This window comes from Bacillus sp. FSL R9-9492, assembly GCF_038007365.1.
GTDB lineage: Bacteria > Bacillota > Bacilli > Bacillales > Bacillaceae_G > Bacillus_A > Bacillus_A mycoides.
The window spans coordinates 1444229-1462260 of the sequence record NZ_JBBOXC010000001.1 but is presented as its reverse complement, the minus strand read 5'-3'; the positions used below and the strand labels follow the sequence as shown (position 1 = coordinate 1462260).

Annotated in this window: 22 protein-coding genes, 1 pseudogene and 1 other annotated feature; of the genes and pseudogenes, 10 read left to right on the top strand and 13 right to left on the bottom strand. The window is 35.5% G+C overall.

Features of this window, described 5'->3' with window-relative positions:
* From ilvC to ilvE, 4 genes are all read right to left on the bottom strand, one after another.
* Positions 1-1017 (bottom strand): ketol-acid reductoisomerase, encoded by a 1017-nt coding sequence (gene ilvC / locus MKY70_RS07435; RefSeq protein ID WP_003188179.1) that lies wholly within the window; start codon positions 1015-1017, stop codon positions 1-3.
* 21 nt (positions 1018-1038) lie between these two features.
* Positions 1039-1548 (bottom strand): acetolactate synthase small subunit, encoded by a 510-nt coding sequence (gene ilvN / locus MKY70_RS07430; protein ID WP_000822948.1) that lies wholly within the window; start codon positions 1546-1548, stop codon positions 1039-1041.
* Positions 1545-3245, bottom strand: coding sequence for an acetolactate synthase large subunit (gene ilvB, locus MKY70_RS07425; RefSeq protein WP_341023823.1), 1701 nt, complete (start codon positions 3243-3245; stop codon positions 1545-1547). Before ilvB ends, ilvN begins: the two co-directional genes overlap by 4 nt.
* 73 nt (positions 3246-3318) lie before the next feature.
* Positions 3319-3547 (bottom strand) — a binding site (T-box leader).
* Between the two features lie 15 nt (positions 3548-3562).
* Complete coding sequence (gene ilvE / locus MKY70_RS07420) at positions 3563-4459, bottom strand: branched-chain-amino-acid transaminase (RefSeq protein WP_002011723.1); 897 nt, start codon at positions 4457-4459, stop codon at positions 3563-3565.
* A 415-nt stretch (positions 4460-4874) separates the two neighbouring features.
* On the opposite strand from ilvE, the gene MKY70_RS07415 reads away from it, so the two are divergent.
* Positions 4875-5114, top strand: a complete 240-nt coding sequence (locus tag MKY70_RS07415; protein ID WP_002140966.1) for a DUF3911 family protein — start codon at positions 4875-4877, stop codon at positions 5112-5114.
* An 86-nt stretch (positions 5115-5200) separates the two neighbouring features.
* Positions 5201-5440, top strand: coding sequence for a YkuS family protein (locus MKY70_RS07410; RefSeq protein WP_002011725.1), 240 nt, complete (start codon positions 5201-5203; stop codon positions 5438-5440).
* Positions 5441-5868: 428 nt separating this feature from the next.
* Here MKY70_RS07410 and MKY70_RS07405 read toward each other — a convergent pair whose 3' ends face one another.
* Positions 5869-5958 (bottom strand): hypothetical protein, encoded by a 90-nt coding sequence (locus tag MKY70_RS07405; RefSeq protein ID WP_000608225.1) that lies wholly within the window; start codon positions 5956-5958, stop codon positions 5869-5871.
* 108 nt (positions 5959-6066) lie between these two features.
* Positions 6067-6474, bottom strand: a complete 408-nt coding sequence (ytfJ, locus tag MKY70_RS07400; RefSeq protein WP_341023821.1) for a GerW family sporulation protein — start codon at positions 6472-6474, stop codon at positions 6067-6069.
* 172 nt (positions 6475-6646) lie between these two features.
* Between ytfJ and MKY70_RS07395 the strand changes: the two genes are divergently transcribed.
* On the top strand, positions 6647-7021 hold the full coding sequence (locus MKY70_RS07395) for a hypothetical protein (RefSeq protein ID WP_002011728.1): 375 nt from the start codon (positions 6647-6649) through the stop codon (positions 7019-7021).
* Positions 7022-7055: 34 nt separating this feature from the next.
* Here the strand turns inward: MKY70_RS07395 and MKY70_RS07390 are convergent, their stop codons facing one another.
* A complete protein-coding gene (locus tag MKY70_RS07390) occupies positions 7056-8399 on the bottom strand; it encodes a TrkH family potassium uptake protein (protein WP_088034938.1) in 1344 nt (447 codons plus the stop codon).
* 1207 nt (positions 8400-9606) lie between these two features.
* On the opposite strand from MKY70_RS07390, the gene MKY70_RS07385 reads away from it, so the two are divergent.
* Positions 9607-10842, top strand: coding sequence for a dicarboxylate/amino acid:cation symporter (locus MKY70_RS07385; protein WP_002030637.1), 1236 nt, complete (start codon positions 9607-9609; stop codon positions 10840-10842).
* 22 nt (positions 10843-10864) lie between these two features.
* Here the strand turns inward: MKY70_RS07385 and MKY70_RS07380 are convergent, their stop codons facing one another.
* Together MKY70_RS07380 and MKY70_RS07375 are read right to left on the bottom strand one after the other, a co-directional pair.
* Entirely contained in the window at positions 10865-11020 is a 156-nt protein-coding gene (locus MKY70_RS07380) for a hypothetical protein (protein ID WP_002011733.1), read from the bottom strand.
* 153 nt (positions 11021-11173) lie between these two features.
* Entirely contained in the window at positions 11174-11593 is a 420-nt protein-coding gene (locus tag MKY70_RS07375) for a MarR family winged helix-turn-helix transcriptional regulator (RefSeq protein ID WP_002064429.1), read from the bottom strand.
* Positions 11594-11755: 162 nt separating this feature from the next.
* Here MKY70_RS07375 and MKY70_RS07370 point away from each other — a divergent pair.
* Together MKY70_RS07370 and MKY70_RS07365 are read left to right on the top strand one after the other, a co-directional pair.
* Positions 11756-12204: pseudogene (locus tag MKY70_RS07370) on the top strand (regulatory YrvL family protein).
* Between the two features lie 33 nt (positions 12205-12237).
* Positions 12238-12825, top strand: coding sequence for a thioredoxin family protein (locus MKY70_RS07365; RefSeq protein WP_078175613.1), 588 nt, complete (start codon positions 12238-12240; stop codon positions 12823-12825).
* Positions 12826-12864: 39 nt separating this feature from the next.
* On the opposite strand, the gene MKY70_RS07360 is transcribed toward MKY70_RS07365, so the two are convergent.
* A complete protein-coding gene (locus tag MKY70_RS07360) occupies positions 12865-13329 on the bottom strand; it encodes an SRPBCC family protein (RefSeq protein ID WP_016101493.1) in 465 nt (154 codons plus the stop codon).
* 195 nt (positions 13330-13524) lie between these two features.
* The gene (uppP, locus tag MKY70_RS07355; protein ID WP_002201211.1) at positions 13525-14316 is read right to left on the bottom strand and encodes a bacitracin resistance undecaprenyl-diphosphatase; all 792 of its coding nucleotides are present in this window, start codon (positions 14314-14316) and stop codon (positions 13525-13527) included.
* Positions 14317-14498: 182 nt separating this feature from the next.
* Here uppP and MKY70_RS07350 point away from each other — a divergent pair, with 182 nt between their 5' ends.
* The 3 genes from MKY70_RS07350 (at position 14499) to MKY70_RS07340 (ending at position 16275) form a co-directional block, all read left to right on the top strand.
* Positions 14499-15857, top strand: coding sequence for an MATE family efflux transporter (locus tag MKY70_RS07350; protein ID WP_341023816.1), 1359 nt, complete (start codon positions 14499-14501; stop codon positions 15855-15857).
* A 76-nt stretch (positions 15858-15933) separates the two neighbouring features.
* Positions 15934-16107 (top strand): hypothetical protein, encoded by a 174-nt coding sequence (locus tag MKY70_RS07345; RefSeq protein WP_000343684.1) that lies wholly within the window; start codon positions 15934-15936, stop codon positions 16105-16107.
* An 18-nt stretch (positions 16108-16125) separates the two neighbouring features.
* Positions 16126-16275 carry a hypothetical protein gene (locus tag MKY70_RS07340; RefSeq protein ID WP_000743737.1) on the top strand — a complete coding sequence of 50 codons (150 nt, stop codon included), beginning with the start codon at positions 16126-16128 and terminating at the stop codon, positions 16273-16275.
* A gap of 25 nt (positions 16276-16300) precedes the next feature.
* Here the strand turns inward: MKY70_RS07340 and MKY70_RS07335 are convergent, their stop codons facing one another.
* Positions 16301-16810: a biotin transporter BioY gene (locus MKY70_RS07335; RefSeq protein ID WP_341023815.1), complete on the bottom strand. Its 510-nt coding sequence runs from the start codon at positions 16808-16810 to the stop codon at positions 16301-16303.
* A gap of 99 nt (positions 16811-16909) precedes the next feature.
* On the opposite strand from MKY70_RS07335, the gene MKY70_RS07330 reads away from it, so the two are divergent.
* Positions 16910-17818: an aminoglycoside phosphotransferase family protein gene (locus tag MKY70_RS07330; RefSeq protein WP_341023814.1), complete on the top strand. Its 909-nt coding sequence runs from the start codon at positions 16910-16912 to the stop codon at positions 17816-17818.
* Here the strand turns inward: MKY70_RS07330 and MKY70_RS07325 are convergent.
* On the bottom strand, positions 17815-17976 hold the full coding sequence (locus tag MKY70_RS07325) for a hypothetical protein (RefSeq protein WP_088034946.1): 162 nt from the start codon (positions 17974-17976) through the stop codon (positions 17815-17817). The genes MKY70_RS07330 and MKY70_RS07325 overlap by 4 nt on opposite strands.
* Positions 17977-18032: the final 56 nt, after the last annotated feature.

Below are 18032 nucleotides of genomic sequence, written 5' to 3'. Positions count from 1 at the left end.
TTATTTGACCCCTGCCTTTACTCGGGGCTGTACGAAAGGCATCATTTCACGTAATTTACGTCCAACTACTTCGATTTCATGTTCATTTTCTTTCTCATTTGTCGCATGGAAATTTGGTTTTCCTGCTTTATGCTCTGCAATCCAGCCTCTTGCAAATGTACCATCTTGAATTTCTGCTAGCACTGCACCCATCGCTTTCTTCGTATCTTCCGTTACAACGCGTGGTCCTGATACGAAGTCGCCCCACTGCGCTGTATCTGAAACTGAATATCTCATATTTTCAAGTCCGCCTTCATACATAAGGTCAACGATTAGTTTTAGTTCATGTAAACATTCAAAATATGCAACTTCCGGTTGATAACCAGCATCAACTAACGTTTCAAACCCAGCTTTTACTAGTGCAGTCACTCCGCCGCAAAGTACAGCTTGCTCTCCAAATAAATCTGTTTCTGTTTCTTCTTTAAACGTTGTTTCTAATACACCTGCTCTCGTCGCCCCAATTCCATCTGCATATGAAAGTGCCTTTTCAGTCGCAACTCCTGTTGCATCTTGATATACTGCAAATAATGCAGGAACAGCTCCCCCTTCCGCAAACGTACGACGTACTAGATGCCCTGGACCTTTCGGTGCTACTAGAAATACATCTACATTAGCTGGCGGTTTTACTTGATCAAAGTGAACATTAAATCCATGCGCGAAAACGAGAGAATTGCCGCCTTGTAAGTTTGGTGCAATTTCAGCTTCATATACTTCCGGCTGTAATTCATCAGGTAGTAGAATCATTACTACATCTGCTTTTTCTGCTGCTTCCGCTACTGTATATACAGAAAAACCGTCTTCTTTCGCCTTATCCCATGACTTCCCTTTCCTCAGTCCTACTACCACATCAAATCCGTTATCACGTAAGTTTTGCGCATGCGCATGGCCTTGCGATCCATATCCGATGATTGCTACTTTCTTTTCCTTTAATACATTTACCGTTACGTCTTTTTCATAATAAACTTTCGCCATTTTCATTTCCCCCTATTTTTTAAATAATTATTGAATTAACATAACTTGTTTATCTTGTTTTTTCATACTACGTGTAAATGCTGTTACACCTGTTCTAGCAATTTCTTTCAAACCATATGGACGAAGTAATTCAATTAACGCTTCTACTTTCTCCTGGGTACCTGTTACTTGCACCACTATGGAATCCTTCCCAACATCTATTACAGCGGCTCGGAACGGTTCAATTAAACTATATAATTCTGCTCTTGCTACAGACGTTGCTACTTTAATAAGTGCAAGTTCTCTAGCGATCATCGCTTCTTCTGTAATATCTGATACTTTCAGTACATCGATTTGCTTATGAAGTTGTTTAATTAACTGCTCAACTTGCTGTTCATTTTCAACGTGTACAACAATCGTCATTCTCGAAATATCCGATGATTCCGTATGACCTACTGAAATACTTTCAATATTAAAATGTCTACGTGTCATAACACCTGTAATTCGATTTAACACACCGCTTTGATTTCGAACTGTCGCTGTTACAATTCTCTTCACCTTTTCTCCACTCCCTCCATTTGATGAACGCCTTTTCCTGGGGCAACCATCGGCATTACCTTTTCGGATTGAAGTACGCGGCAATCAATTACAACAGGCTCTCTTAACTCAACTGCATACTGTAATTGTTGCTTTGCAAGAAGTGGGTCTTCAATACGAACACCTTTTATGCCATAAGCATTGGCAAGCGCAACAAAATCTGGTTGGCATGAAAGTAAGGAGTGCGAATATCGCCCATTATAAAATTCCTCTTGCCATTGTCTTACCATCCCTAAAGCTTCATTATTTAAAATAAAAACTTTAACTGGTAAAGAATGCTCTTTTAATACACTTAGTTCTTGCAAGGTCATTTGAAATCCAGCATCACCGACAATTGCAATAACTAGTTCTTCAGGCTTTGCGATTTGTGCACCTATTGCTGCTGGAAACCCGAAGCCCATTGTTCCTAAGCCTCCAGAAGTTACCCATTTATCTGGATTTTTCAGCGGATAATATTGAGCTGCCCACATTTGATGTTGCCCAACATCTGTCGTTACAATCGCTTCCCCTTTCGTAATTTCGTATAGCATATCAATTGCATATTGAGGTTTAATACGCTCTGCATGTTCTTTGTAAGAAAGAGGGTATTTTTCTTTTCTACTATTCAATAACGAAAGCCAATCATTGTGATTTACTTCCCCTTCTTTAAAGTTGAGTAGAGCTTCTAATGCTTGCTTTGCACTCGCAACAATAGGAATTTCAGTCGGCACATTTTTCCCAATTTCCGCTGGATCAATATCTATATGTGCGACAATCGCTCCTTTAGCAAAATAAGCTAAATTTCCAGTAAGACGATCATCAAACCTTGCACCTATATTAATAAGTAAGTCACATTCATATAACGCCATATTTGCGGTGTATGAACCGTGCATTCCTCCCATCCCTAGAAATAGTTCATCATCTGGCGGAAACCCACCCAGACCAAGTAATGTATGAACAACTGGAATATGATATTTGCGAGCAAAACTTGTTAATTCTTTCGATGCTTTCGCATGCAATACACCTGCTCCAGCTAAAATTAATGGCTTTTTTGAGACCTCAATCGCTTGTAATAATTTGTTTATTTGTAGTAGATTCGGTTCATAATTAGGCTGGTATCCTGGTAAATCCATTTGTACATCACTACATCGCTCACCTTTCTCTACTACCATATCTTTCGGAAGGTCAATTACGACTGGGCCTGGTCTCCCTGTTCTAGCGATATGAAATGCTTCTTTAATAATTCGGGGTAAATCCGATGCTTTTCGTACTTGATAATTATGTTTTGTCACCGGCATCGTAAGCCCCATAATATCAGCTTCTTGGAAAGCATCACTCCCGATTAACGTTGTTGCTACTTGCCCTGTAAATACAACAAGTGGCAATGAATCAATCATCGCGTCAGCTAGACCAGTAATAACATTTGTAGCACCCGGTCCACTTGTTGCAATTACCACTCCTGGATGTCCTGTAATTCTTGCATATCCTTCAGCAGCATGAATTGCACCTTGCTCATGCCTCGTTAAAATATGCGGAATTTCACAATCATAAAGCGCATCATATAGAGGTAAAACCGCACCACCTGGATAACCAAAAATCACCTCTACTCCTTCCTTTTCTAGCGCTTCTAACAATAGCTGTGCACCAGTTGCCAGTTTCTCTTCCGTTTTTGAAGACATTTTTCTTATAAGCCCCCTTTTTTAAAACATTTATAAAATAAAAAAATCCTACGTCCACACTCCAGCTATGTGCTGAAGGGACGAAAGATTTCGCGGTACCACCCTTCTTTGCAAGATTACTCTTGCCTCAGTGACTCGGGATATGAGTCTAGCTAATAACGGAGCTACCGTCTAAGCCTAAACAAACGTTTCAGCTTAGCACTCAAGGGTGATGTTCGTCGACGTGAACCATCGGTTTCCAGCAACCACCGACTCTCTGTGAGGCTTCACAGTCAACTACTCCTCCCTATCAACGCTTTATCATGTCATAAGAGCTATTATCCAACTTTATTTTCTTCGTAAATTTTCTCTCCATCTTCTACAACTAATTTACGGAATTCTTCTAATAAACGATTCGTATGTGGCCCTGTTCTACCTAAACCAATCGTTCTTCCATCTACTGTCGTAACAGCAATTACTTCAGCAGCTGTTCCTGTTAAAAACACTTCATCAGCTACATATACATCATGCCTTGTAAATAATTCTTCTCTTACGTCATATCCAAGTTTTTCGCCGATTTCTAAAATCGCGTTTCGTGTAATACCTTCTAACGCTCCAGCAGAACTTGGTGGTGTAATTAATTTATTTCCCTTCACAATAAATACATTATCTCCAGAGCCTTCAGCTACATATCCTTGGTCATTTAACATAAGTGCTTCTTGTACTCCAGCTAATTTCGCCTCAATGCGAACTAAAATATTATTTAAGTAATTTAAAGATTTTACTTGAGGCGATAAAACATCCGGGCGATTGCGACGCGTTGCAACTGTTATAATCGGAATCCCTTTTTCATAATATTCTTGTGGAAATAAAGATAATTGCTCTGCAATTACTACTACATTTGGTTTCGTACAAGAATCGGGATCTAATCCCAAGTTCCCAGGTCCTCTTGATACAACGAGGCGGATATATCCATTAGATAGTTTGTTTTGTCGAATCGTTTCAACAACGATTTTCGTTGCTTCTTCTAACGTATATGGAATTTCTAACATGATGGATTTCGCTGATTCATATAACCGGACAAGATGCTCTCTCAAACGGAAAACATTACCGCTATATACCCTAATTCCTTCGAACACTCCATCGCCATATAAATAGCCATGATCATATACTGAAACCTTTGCTTCGTCTTTTGGAACAAATTCTCCATTTAAGAAAATCCACTGCTCGTTCACTTGAAAGCGCCCCCTATGTTCTATGAGTTTTTTATTGTTTCCTAGTCTACTCTCCTTTTCAAATAAATCAAGTGAATTTTTAGAAAATTTTTAATTTTTAATCGTACGTACATCTTTGTTTATATTGATTTAATAACATTGTTAACGTTTACAAAAAGTCAAAAAAATTTTTTCGTCAAATTCTACTAAAAAAATATTTGTTTAAAAGAAGGGTTTTCGCCAATTGATACGAATCTATTGTATTCAATAAACGGACGTCCGATTTTATAAATCCGGGAATATACAACGACTTTTGGTGAAAAAGGGGGAAAATAACAAAAATAACGCTGTCTAAAAATAACATTCATATTTTTCATTTAGTAATCATAATCCTATTTTTAAAAAACAATTTGTCAAATTGAAGGAGGAAATAACAATGGCGTGTGTACAAATTAAAGGAACGAGACAAGAGGTAGTAGAAATGCTACAACTATTTGATCTAATGGATACGAAAGGATTTTGTAAATTCAATAATTACGTTGAAGTAGAACCAAATAGTAGGAAACATAACAACTACACAGCTTCAATCGATATTCAGTCTAATAACAGCTCAGCACAAGATACATTAAATGATCAATTCGTTAGTCAAATGCTTACTGGTGTATATAACGACTAAACAAATATTCTCTTCCTACCATTTTTTCATAAATATATGCTATGGACTTGAGCATACTAGCAACTAGATGGTAGGAGGTGAAAATTATGGCTAGAATTGGTGTTGAGAACTCTTTAACAGATGTTCAACAAGCTCTTCAGCAACAAGGACATGAAGTCGTTTCACTTAACTCTGAAAATGATGCACATGGGTGTGATTGTTGCGTTGTAACCGGGCAAGATTCTAATATGATGGGCATTGCAGATACATCGATAAAAGGATCTGTAATTAAAGCACATGGTTTAACAACAGATGAAATTTGTCAGCAAGTTGAAAACCGCACTTAATCATTTTTATCACATTATTTGTGAGCTAACATGTAAAGGGAATGGAATGGTCCCACTGATTATAGTTTCAATTTATTTATAGAAAGAGGGCTCCTTTTCAAAAGGAGCCCTCTTTTTTATATTCACCTAACGGGAAAGTAACATATACTGGATGAAAGCCCTACCTCTCTCTCATCATTACGGTTCCACTGACCGCTCCTTGATTCACTAGTATACATATAAAGCTTACATATACAATTTATAGGGTTTGTTCACAAAAGTTGTTGGTAAGACTACCCGATCTTTCGCAAACTTTTCGTATTATATTCATAAGATTTATTTACTTTACACTAGCTTTAACCGAGACACGAATTAAAATTCTAACACCAATACAATAACTTGTCAACATTTTTTACAAATTAAAAACAGACATTAACGGTTTGTCTGTTTTAGAATGGAGCTTTTTCTTTTATTACATATACAACAAAACCGCTTACTAACATACATAAGCCAACTACTAAGTTTTTGATATTAATCATAAATTCCTCTCCCTTATTCCACACATCATATATATTTACAGTTCAATTATTCCGATCGTCATAAAGCGCACTTTTTCTAATATATCATAATTCCTAAAAAATGCAAGTTCACTTTTGGCGACCATTCACAAATTTATCCACAGTGCTTGGCACAGTATTTAACGCTTTTTCAATTAAATGTGTACTACTATTGAGATGCAACACTTGCACACCGTTAGAACCAACTACTAAAAAAGCAACTGGGCTAATAGAAACCCCAGCCCCGCTTCCGCCTCCGAATGGATGACTTTGCTTGTTGTCTTTATGCTGCCCTTGTCCGCCGTTATGTTTTTCGGAAATAAAATCACCTTTAAAGTCACTTCCACCAGCTCCAAAACCAAAAGCCACTTGAGATACTGTTAATACTACATTTCCGTCAGCTGTTGAAACCGGACTTCCAACAATCGTATTTACATCTACCATCTCTTTTAAATTTGTCATTGCTGTTTTCATTAAATTTTCAATTGGATGTTCCATTATGTACTACACCCTTTCCTCATTATTCTTTTTTATACTTTCCAAAATAGAGGAAGTCATACTAAGTTTTCCTATTTTGAAAAAACATTTTCCACTTTCCAATTGGATATTACTCCCTGTACATGCTCGGATAAAAAGGAAAAAGAGATACATACTACTATTGAACCTTGTTATGAAAGGAGTCCTTACTTTGACTGAGAAATTTGATGAATATAAAAAAAGAGATCGAATAGATAGTGATTATAAAGAAGAATACGCAGCTGAAGTTGCACCACAGCGTATCGATTATGATGATAAAGATAACGATGATGTAAGATCGTCTGCAGCTGGATCGACTGCTGGTTTCATTGCTCTTGCCTTAGCAATATTATCATTATTCACATTCCCAACACTATTTGGTCTTGTGTCTGTTCTACTTGGTATTTACGCTTATAATCGCGGGGCTACTGTAACTGGCGGTACCGCTGCCATTGTGGGTGGTATCGCTGCACTCATTGCGATTTTATTCCGAGTGGCGCTTATTGGTTTATTGTTCTCTCTTTTTTAAAAAGAAAAAGGTATCTCGCTTTATGCGGGATACCTTATCCTGTAAATACATCTTCTGATGGATATTTAATTTTTTGTTTTGCTGGTCGTGCCAAAGAGAACACAAGTGTTAACGGTCCGATTAATCCACAAAACATAACAAACATAATAATACATTTTCCAAACGCCGATAGCTTCGCAGTAATCCCCATTGTTAACCCTACTGTACCAAACGCTGAAATTGTCTCAAATAATAACTGAATAAAACTGAAGTCTTCTGTAAGCATTAATACAAATACCGCTGTAAAAATAAGTATTTGACTAGCAACGACAATTGCTAACGCTCTCGTTACTGTCGACATTTTAATCGTACGCTGAAATAAAACAAAATCCTCTTTCTTTCTAAAGAAAGAAAGAACTGATGTAATTAAAATAACGAATGTCGTTAACTTAATTCCACCGCCTGTCGATACACTTCCCGCACCAATAAACATTAATACCATTGTAAATAGTATCGATGACTCTTCCATCCCCCCATAATCTACCGTGTTAAAACCAGCTGTACGAGGTGTAATTCCTTGGAAGAACGAAGCCCATAATTTTTCATTTAAAGATAAGTGCCCCAAAGTCTTCACATTATTATATTCCAATACAAAAATCACAATCATCGCAATAACATTAAGTGCTATCGTTCCAACAATCATGATTTTGGAGTGCAGTGATAATTTTCGGAAACTACGGCTATACCATATATCAATTAATACCGTAAATCCTAACCCTCCTATTACAATTAAAGAACAAATCCCAATATTAATAATAGGATCTCCTACGTATCTTGTTAAATTATCTGGCCAAAGCGCAAAGCCGGCATTATTATATGACGCAATAACGTGAAAAATACTATAGTATAAACCTTTTCCAAAACCAAACTCTGGAATAAAGCGAATCGATAAAAAGATAACTCCAATTAGCTCAATACAAATAGAAAAAATAAAAACACGTTTTACTAATTTCACAAGACCACCAATATTTGTTTGATTAAATGCTTCTCCAATTAATAATCGGTGGCGTAAACCAATTTTTTTCCCTAATACCCAAACAATTAAAATGGCTATCGTCATAAGACCGAGACCACCCGTTTGAATTAAAAACATAATAACAATTTCACCAAACATCGTAAACGTACTCGCAGTATCTACAACACCTAAACCGGTTACAGTCGCTGCCGACGTAGCTGTAAAGAAAGCATCTACCCAACTAATATGTACTTTCGTTGCAAACGGTAACTTTAATAACAATCCTCCGAACACAATTAAACAAAAAAAGCCTAATGCTAAAATTTGTGGTGGATTCAATCGTATAAAACGATTATACAACCCTTGTTTTTTTGCTACTTCCATATCACTAACTCCCTTTATCAAGTGAAGCTTTTATCCCCTCATAAATAAAGACTCTTTAAGAGCCTACAAGTAGCGGGATAAACCTTATATTCTCATAATATAGTTGAGCATAATCCTTTTTTTCATAGATTTCAACTTTTATTTATATTCAGACTCCTATCGTTTTACAAAAGAATATTTTCTATTATATCTCCACTTATACTATAACTCTTACAACAACTATTTTATCCCTTTTCAAATTCCCATATCTTTCACTCCAAGTTCACACGAGGGTCACATCTACCTTTTATAGTATATGTATCGGAGCTGTTCCTCCCTAATTTATAAGACATTCCCCAGTGTCTTGAACAGCTTTCCATCCCTAATTAAATTGTCCCCTTCCTTGACCATCCTATATGTGATGGTCTTATTTTTTTTATTCTTTCTATCTTTTATTTGAAACTCCCTCTCTCTTTCACTCCATGTTCACACGAGGATCACATCCACCTTTTATAGTATATGTATCGAAGCTGTTCCTCCCTAATTTATAAGACATTCCCCAGTGTCTTTGAATAGCTTCCATCCCTAATTAAATTGACATAAATTGTCCCCTTCCCTTGACCATCCTATATGTGATGGTCTTATTTTTTTATTCTTTCTATCTTTTATTTGAAACTCCCTCTCTCTTTCACTCCATGTTCACACGAGGATCACATCCACCTTTTATAGTATATGTATCGAAGCTGTTCCTCCCTAATTTATAAGACATTCCCCAGTGTCTTTGAATAGCTTCCATCCCTAATTAAATTGACATAAATTGTCCCCTTCCTTTGACCATCCTATATGTGATGGTCTTATTTTTTTATTCTCTCTTTCTTCTTACTTAAAACTCCCTCTCTCTTTCACTCTATGTTCACATCTATCTTTTATAGTATATGTATCGAAGCTGTTCCTCCCTAATTTATAAGACATTCCCCAGTGTCTTTGAATAGCTTCCATCCCTAATTAAATTGATATAAATTGTCCCCTTCCCTAGGCCATCATGTGATGGTCTATTTTTTTTCCAAATACATAAATGTATTCTTTCCACATATTTCAGCAAAGCTGGACTATATACATTGAAACAGACATTTTTATACTAAATATTCAGAAAATATTGTCAAAATAGGTATTTTTTCGGTATAATTAATTTAGAAAGCAATTTTACAAAAAAAAAGGGGGGGGTTTATTGAAACAAACAAAGGCAATCTTAATTGCATTATTTCTCGGTCTAGTTGTCGGACTCACTTTAAATTTAGCTGCTCCATCTATTTTTGAGCCATTGAATCAATATGCGTTCAATCCACTTGGTCAACTGTTTATTCGACTTATTAAAATGCTAGTTGTTCCTGTTGTGTTCATTTCTATCGTACTTGGGGCTGCTGGTCTTGGAGATCCGAAACAACTTGGAAGAATTGGTTTAAAATCAATTTCATTCTTTCTCGTAACAACAGCTGTCGCTATCTCTATTGCAGTTACATTTGCACTTATCATAAAACCAGGAGCTGGCGGTAACTTTAAAACAGACGGGCTTAAGTATGAAGGTGCAAAAACTGAAACATCTTTCGTTGATACATTGCTGAATATTGTGCCAGATAATCCAGCAAAAGCGATGGCTGATGGGAACATGCTACAAATTATTGCCTTTGCCGCATTGATCGGACTCGGTTTAGCTGTTTTAGGAAAACGAGTTCAAGGTGTCCATTCATTACTTGAACAGGGCAACGAATTAATGATGTATCTTGTTAATCTCGTCATGAAATTAGCTCCAATCGGAACATTCGGGTTGCTCGCTTCGTCCGTTGGTAAAATGGGTCTTGCAGGCGTCGCTGCGATGTTCAAGTATATGATTGTCGTTATGTTGGTACTCATTATTCACGGTGTCTTCGTATACGGCGGCTTATTAAAGGTACTAGCCAAAGAAAGTATTATTCGTTTCTTTAAACATTTCGGTCCGGTAATGGCAATTGGGTTTAGTACATCTAGCTCTAATGCGTCCCTTCCATTTGCCATGAAAACCGCCCAAGAAAAACTTGGAGTTCCAAAAGCGATAAGCTCTTTTGTACAACCACTAGGTGCAACGATTAATATGGATGGTACTGCTATTATGCAAGGGGTAGCAACTGTATTTATCGCTCAAGTATACGGCGTTGAACTTACATTACCACAATTAGCTATGGTCGTATTAACTGCTGTACTAGCTAGTATCGGTACTGCAGGTGTACCAGGTGTTGGACTAGTAATGCTTACGATGGTTTTAAATCAAGTAAATCTACCAGTAGAAGGCATTGCTTTAATTATCGGCATTGACCGCATTCTAGATATGTCTAGAACTGCTGTAAATATTTCCGGTGATGCAATTTGTGCAATGATTGTTGCAAAATCAGAAGAAAAATATAATACGGATCAATCTGCAGCATCTTAAATCAAAAAAGGAGTGAATCATTTCACTCCTTTTTTGATTTACTTCCTTTTTTCGAACGATATTCTTTTCCTTTATTATCATTTCCCGTTTCAAATTCAGTACTAAACTCCTGCTGAAATTGCCCTGATTTTGGTGAACCTTGATTCCCACTTCCTTGACTACCATTACGATTCGTCATATTTCCGCCTCCTTCCTTTATTAGTAGTATGGCGCTCTATCTTTTTTCATACACATTTTATTTTTTATCATCTATTACACACAGAAGAAGACCTTCCATATATGAGGAAGGTCTTCTTTTTCATTAGGTAAGCGTTTTCTTATTTGTAATTATTTAAATAAGTTTTTTAGAAATAGATATCATTATATCCATTTCATCTTCTGAAAGTGCGGAAAATCTTTCTTGTAAATATTTCTTTTTCTCACCTTCCATTTTCGCAACTAACTCTTTCCCTTGTTCTGTAATCTCTAAATATACAACTCGGCGATCTGATGTAGAACGTGAACGAGTTACAAAGCCTTTATTAATTAATTTTTCTGTAACAGCTGTAATATGACTATTCGACACATTTAACTCATTAGCTACACGTGAGACCATTTCTTTATTCGTACGGTTCAATATTCTAAGGACAATGAACTCATTCCACGGTATGTAACCACCAAATATTTTTCCAATATCATTACGCAACGTGCGAAACATTGCAAAAACATTTGTCGATAGTTCTTCCATTAATTGTTCTCGATTTTGAGACAACTTTGACAGCCCCTTTTATTTAATTTAGTTAAATAAAAACCTTATTAATAATTTTACACGAAATCTTACTTTTTGTCACCTTATTCCCCCATAATTCGTAGTTTTTTAATAGATATTTCATGGTACAATGAAATTGATTTTCCAGAAAAAGGAGTTGGGGCAATGAGTGAAGAAGACAAACTTTCTAATCTCAGTCTAAAAGATAAGACTATTATTATTAGTGTTGTTATTCTTATTCTCATTATATTCTTATTCTCATTATATTCTTTGCATTTATATTTTTTGTATATGTGGGAATCTTTCATATTACAGGTATAGAATATTCATCAAGAACAGCTCTACTACTCTTTTTTTTACTCATTCTTTTATTAGACGGTATTACATATTTTATATTCATTTTCTTTAAAGTGCTCCTACATCCAATGATGACAAGTATGCCCAATTGGCTCTCAATTGCTCTGCTCTCTATAATTGAAATTACGTTAGATTGGTTTGTCATACATACCGCCGATGACTGGATAGAGAGTGTACAAATGCCCAACATAGCTGAATTATGTTTCGCACTATTCCTTTACACACTAAATAAATTATTTAGTGATAAGAAAGAGTAAGAATACAAGCTTTTCTATATAAAAATTGGTACAATAAAAATAAATCATACTAAAGAGGTGTTACTTATGAACTTACTACAATGGGCTGATAAAGGCATGTCCTTTGATACATATGTGAATGAAATGAAAGTAAACCAATACGAGCTACTACACATTTACAATAACTTTTTAATTCCAAATGAATTACTTCCAGTTTTAGAAGAACGTCAAAATGATGGCTGGCGCGTTATCGTATTAACAGCTGACTGGTGCGGCGACGCTCTTTTATGTGTACCTGTTATGAAACGAATTTCTGAAGTTGCAAATATTGATATGCGTTTATTAATTCGCGATGAAAACTTAGAGTTAATGGATCAATACTTAACAAACGGAACAGCACGTGCGATTCCAATCTTTATTTTCATTGATAAAGACGGAAATGAACAAGCCGTCTTTGGACCACGCGCTCCAAAAGTACAAGAATTAGTAACTTCAATGCGCGCTACATTACCTGAAAAAGAAGATCCAACATTCGAAGAGAAACAAAAAGAAATGTATGCTAATTTCCGTGCTACATTAGCTGATGATACTTCTCTTTGGGAACATGTAATGGAAAGCATGATTGAGAAAGTAGTAAAATAAAAAACCTGCCGATTTCGGTAGGTTTTTTATTTTACTAAATTATAATCCTTTTTTCTGAGAACATACAGCATCTACGCACGCTGCTAAACGTTCCATTTCACCCATGTATATTCCACGTGTCATCCACCCAGTCAACTTGTACATAATCTTATATAAAAAATTCTTCGGTTCAAATTCTACGATTAAAGTAAGCGATGTACCTTCTTCATCCTCTTCTAACATATAAGTTGCAGCTGTATAACCTTGCTTCATCTCACATCCAACTGAAACGATATACGGTTCATCATACTCTAAAATTTCCGCCTCAAATTCATATATTTTCTTCCCCATCTTTTGCACAGATATATATTTGTCACCTTCACGAGGGTTTTCAACATCTATATTTGAAGGATACCTATTTTCTACCATAAAGGTACTCCATTCTAGTATTTTCTCGTCATTGTGTACATAATCAAATACAACATCAATTGGTGCTGGAATTACTATTTCTATTGCAAAACTCACTAAATTGCTCCTCTCAAATACCCTATCGATTTCCTTAAAATTATTATAACGAAATCATTATGGCATATTTCACATGGTGAAATACAAGTAATTGAAGGTAAAAGTTTCATTTTTCTCTCTCTATAAAAAAATACCCTACAGAGTAGACTTTTTTTTCAAGTGTCTATTCTATAGGGTATTGCTGATATTTTATACTTACATAATGAAGAAATAGAATACCGCAGCTAAAATGAAACGGTAGTAAGCGAACGGTGTTAGTTTTACACGACCTAATAATTTTAAGAATGAAACAATTGCAAGCATCGCAACAACGAATGCTGTAATAAATCCAGTTGCAAATAACGGTATATCAGCCGCACTTAATATATCCCAGCTTTTAATTAAATCTAAACCACTTGCAGCTACCATCATTGGTACTGCTAAAATAAATGTATATTCAGCCGCCGCTGTATGTGACACGCGAGCTAATAAACCACCACTTATTGTAGAACCAGAACGAGAAAATCCTGGCCAAAGCGCTAAACATTGGAACATCCCAATTGTAAATGCTTGCTTATATGTGATTTCATCTAACGTTCTTGCTGTACTTGGTTTCGAAAACTTCTCAGCAACAATCATTAAAATACCACCAGCCACTAAACTGATGACAACTGGGCCTGGCCCAAATAAAACTTCTTTAATCGCACTATGGAACAATACGCCAAGTATGCCGGCAGGAATCATCCCGATAATAATATGTAATAAATTTAACGATGGTCCATCTGTTACTTTCCCTATACCTACTAAAGACCATAGACGCTTCCAAAATATAACAACAACTGCTAAAATCGATCCCAATTGAATAACAACTTCGAAAACTTTCGCTCTCTCGTCGTCAAATCCAAGTAAATGACCTGTTAAAATCATATGTCCTGTTGATGATACTGGTAAAAACTCTGTTAAACCTTCAACAGCACCCATGATTAATCCAATTAACCAATCAGCCACAAGTAGTGCCTCCTTAATAACGAATATGTAATTTTTTCACACCTTATCATAATACCTTATCCCTTTTCAAAGTGCATCCTTTTTTTATTGATTTCATTTGTTGTATACGCTTATTTCTTTTCTATTTTTTGATTAAATTGTATGATAATAAGAGTTTGTTTTTTACGTTGAAAGGGGATTTTATGAAAGAAACTAATTCATTCTCACAAAAGTTAAAGCAATTTTTATTACTCTTTTTCCCGATTTTTGTAACGCAAATGTCATTATTTGCGATGAGCTTTTTTGATACGACAATGTCAGGACATGCGAGTCCTATTGATTTAGCGGGTGTTGCTATCGGAACAAGTATATGGCTTCCCGTTAGTACCGGCTTAACAGGAATTTTAATGGCTACTACTCCTATTGTTGCACAGCTCGTTGGATCAAAGAAAAAGGAGGACGTTCCCCACATTGTCATACAAGCAGTATATTTAGCAATTTGTGCTAGTTTCGTTGTTATCCTTATCGGATTCTTCGCTGTTTCACCTATTTTAAATGGCATGCAATTAGAAGAACCCGTGGAACGTATTGCAGCACAATTTTTAATTATTATCGCGATTGGAATTATCCCTTTATTTACTTACACCGTCTTACGTGGATTTATTGATGCATTAGGAAAAACTCGAACAACGATGATTATTACATTACTATCATTACCAATTAATGTAGTATTAAATTACTTATTAATTTTTGGTCACTTTGGCTTTCCAAAACTCGGTGGTGTTGGTGCGGCAATCGCTTCTGCAGCAACTTATTGGTGTATTTTAATTATTACGGTTATTATTATTCGTACGAAAGAGCCTTTTGCTTCTTTCAATATCTTTAAACAGTTATACCGCCCTTCCTTTACAATCTGGAAGGAATTCCTGAAACTTGGCGTCCCTATCGGATTTGCTATCTTTTTTGAGACGAGTATTTTCGCTGCGGTAACACTTATGATGAGTAATTTTAGTACGACAACAATAGCAGCACATCAAGCAGCTATGAACTTTGCTTCCTTGTTATATATGACTCCTTTAAGTTTAGCAATGGCAATGACGATAGCAGTCGGATTTGAAGTTGGAGCAAAACGATACAATAATGCGAAACAATATGGATTTATCGGAATTGGGTTAGCCCTTGCTTTCGCTCTTTTATATTCAATCCTTCTCTATTTCTTTGATGATGAAATTGCTTCTATTTATACGACAAATGCAAATGTCCATCATTTAGCTAAAGAATTTCTTATATTCGCGATTTTATTTCAAATTTCAGATGCGATTGCAACTCCAGTACAAGGAGCACTTCGTGGTTATAAAGACGTAAATGTTGCCTTAATTATGACATTAATAGCTTATTGGGTAATAGGTCTACCTCTTGGCTACATGTTAGCAACTTATACTGACTGGGCAGCAAAAGGTTATTGGATCGGTCTTATTATCGGTCTAGCATTTGGAGCAATCTTCCTGCTTATCCGTCTCTTTCAAGTACAAAGAAAATATACAACGCAAAACAGCCGCTAATGATATAGCGGCTGTTTTCTTCATGCATATTTTTTCTTGTAACGTGTAACATAATGAAAAAGAAAGGTGGATACATATGGACGAAAAACAAAAGAAACAATCATTCGATGAAGAATTCGCCCCTGAAATTTCACCTGGATATCGGCAAGATGTACATAAGCCACCTAAATATAAAAACACTTCTTTTTTAATGGGCATTACCATTTTCGCAGCTGTATTACTCGTGCTCATCATTTTCGTCTATTTTTAAGGAAGGGTGGTCTATTATATGAAGAAACAAGATTCAAATCGTTCAAAAAGAACTGTTAAAACAGAAAAAGGATATGCAGGAGATTCTGTTCATACACTGAAACAAGTTGAGCAAGGAAATTTATACATTGCTCAAAAAGAACTTGGTCAACAAAATGAAAATCTTTAAAGTCCCTCTGCTTCTAGAGGGTTTTTTATTGTACATATTGTTTTTGTTCTAACACCATGAATAAATTATTAACCTTTACAATTTTCATGTCATAATTTAATTTCATTTCACTTCTCTTACCATTTTCAATACCAGCAACGTACGCTACAGCATGATAGCGAAAACTCTCATCTGTCTCTTCACGTATCTCTTCGTTTGTAAATTTATACTCTAAATCCCGAAAACGGTTTGGGTAATAATTTTCTATTAACTGTTCATACCCTCTATTTACAAATATTTCTTCACCTTTTCGTTTCACATCTTCTTTATTATTAAACTCAAACACTGATAGTTGCACTGTCACAAAGTGTTCTCCTATCATTTTCATTTCTTTATCAGTTAAAGTTTCTATACTTTTGTTCTTTAATTCCTTATTTAACTCGTAGCGATCTATCGGTTTAAAGGTAGCAAAAACCTCCTCTTTATATGGCCAAAACAATCCAAAAGCGATACATAGAGAAATGATTAATATTCTTTTCTTCGTAATGCACCCCACCCTCCTCTATAATGATAGTTATATCTTAACATATAGAAAGAAAATTCTGATATCATAAAGTGGAATAACCTACCTTTAACTTAGAAACGAGGAACAATTATGGACTCTTACAAACAATATATAAAAGAAGCTCTACCAGATCTTTCTATACATTCATATATGCAAAATGAAGAAGGGTGGGATAATATAACTGTTATTATAAATGATGAACTACTATTTCGTTTCCCACGAAAACTTGAATATGCAAACCGAATTCCGTTAGAAAAAGAACTGTGCACAATTCTTTCTCATTCATTACAAGAAATCGAGATTCCTAAGTATCATTTATTGTATAAGAATGATTGTAATACTGTTCCATTTTGCAGCTATTATCCTCTCATTCATGGTGAACCGTTAACAAGTGAACTAGTTGCAAAGCTAGAGAAAAAAGAACTTGAAGTAATTATTACACAATTAGCCACTTTCCTTGCGACTTTACATAGTATTCCTTTAAAACGTAATGAAACGCTAGGGTTCCCTATCGAAAAAACACTTACCTACTGGAAAGAACTACAAACAAAATTAAATCAATATTTTACTAACAGTCTTACTTCATTACAGAAATCAGCCTTAAATCGTTTATTCGAAAATTTCTTTACCTGTATAACTAAATCTACCTTTCAAAATGCAATCATTCATGCTGACTTTACACATCATCACATTTTATTTAACAACCTGCACAAAAACATTTCAGGTGTTATCGATTTTGGAGATGCTCAAATTGGCGATCCCGCTTTTGATTTTGCTGGGCTATATTATGATTTCGGTCGTGAGTTTACTACATCTGTATATGAACAATACAGTGCACTTATTTCTCACCGCGATCCATTACTCATTCACCGCATCACTACCTTTTATCAATACAGCCCTTTACTACATAACCTTATTTATAACATTGAAACAAACAACGAAATAATATTAAAGAAGAATGAAGAACAGCTTAAAGCAATACTACAGGGACGAGATTAAATTCTCTCCCTATACTCTCTCTCCTCATACATCATTAACTTTTTATCAATTTCAACAATAACTTTATACAATTGAAACGCCTGTAAAATTTGCAGTTGAATTCCAAAAGGAGCATTCTGTTCTTTTAACCATTGAAATACTGCCGTTTCATCTTTCATTGATTATTCCTCCTCTTATTAAAATCTGCTACTCATATACCGTAAATGATGAAAAG

Bases quoted from the DNA above. Each gene is read 5' to 3' on its own strand.
- MKY70_RS07345 (WP_000343684.1), top strand. From the start codon at position 15,934: ATGGACGAAAAACAAAAGAAACAATCATTCGATGAAGAATTCGCCCCT.
- MKY70_RS07415 (WP_002140966.1), top strand. From the start codon at position 4,875: ATGGCGTGTGTACAAATTAAAGGAACGAGACAAGAGGTAGTAGAAATG.
- MKY70_RS07405 (WP_000608225.1), bottom strand. From the start codon at position 5,958: ATGATTAATATCAAAAACTTAGTAGTTGGCTTATGTATGTTAGTAAGC.
- MKY70_RS07410 (WP_002011725.1), top strand. From the start codon at position 5,201: ATGGCTAGAATTGGTGTTGAGAACTCTTTAACAGATGTTCAACAAGCT.
- MKY70_RS07380 (WP_002011733.1), bottom strand. From the start codon at position 11,020: ATGACGAATCGTAATGGTAGTCAAGGAAGTGGGAATCAAGGTTCACCA.
- MKY70_RS07325 (WP_088034946.1), bottom strand. From the start codon at position 17,976: ATGAAAGATGAAACGGCAGTATTTCAATGGTTAAAAGAACAGAATGCT.
- MKY70_RS07330 (WP_341023814.1), top strand. From the start codon at position 16,910: ATGGACTCTTACAAACAATATATAAAAGAAGCTCTACCAGATCTTTCT.
- ilvB (WP_341023823.1), bottom strand. From the start codon at position 3,245: ATGTCTTCAAAAACGGAAGAGAAACTGGCAACTGGTGCACAGCTATTG.
- ilvC (WP_003188179.1), bottom strand. From the start codon at position 1,017: ATGAAAATGGCGAAAGTTTATTATGAAAAAGACGTAACGGTAAATGTA.
- MKY70_RS07340 (WP_000743737.1), top strand. From the start codon at position 16,126: ATGAAGAAACAAGATTCAAATCGTTCAAAAAGAACTGTTAAAACAGAA.
- ytfJ (WP_341023821.1), bottom strand. From the start codon at position 6,474: ATGGAACATCCAATTGAAAATTTAATGAAAACAGCAATGACAAATTTA.
- MKY70_RS07395 (WP_002011728.1), top strand. From the start codon at position 6,647: ATGAAAGGAGTCCTTACTTTGACTGAGAAATTTGATGAATATAAAAAA.
- MKY70_RS07350 (WP_341023816.1), top strand. From the start codon at position 14,499: ATGAAAGAAACTAATTCATTCTCACAAAAGTTAAAGCAATTTTTATTA.
- MKY70_RS07390 (WP_088034938.1), bottom strand. From the start codon at position 8,399: ATGGAAGTAGCAAAAAAACAAGGGTTGTATAATCGTTTTATACGATTG.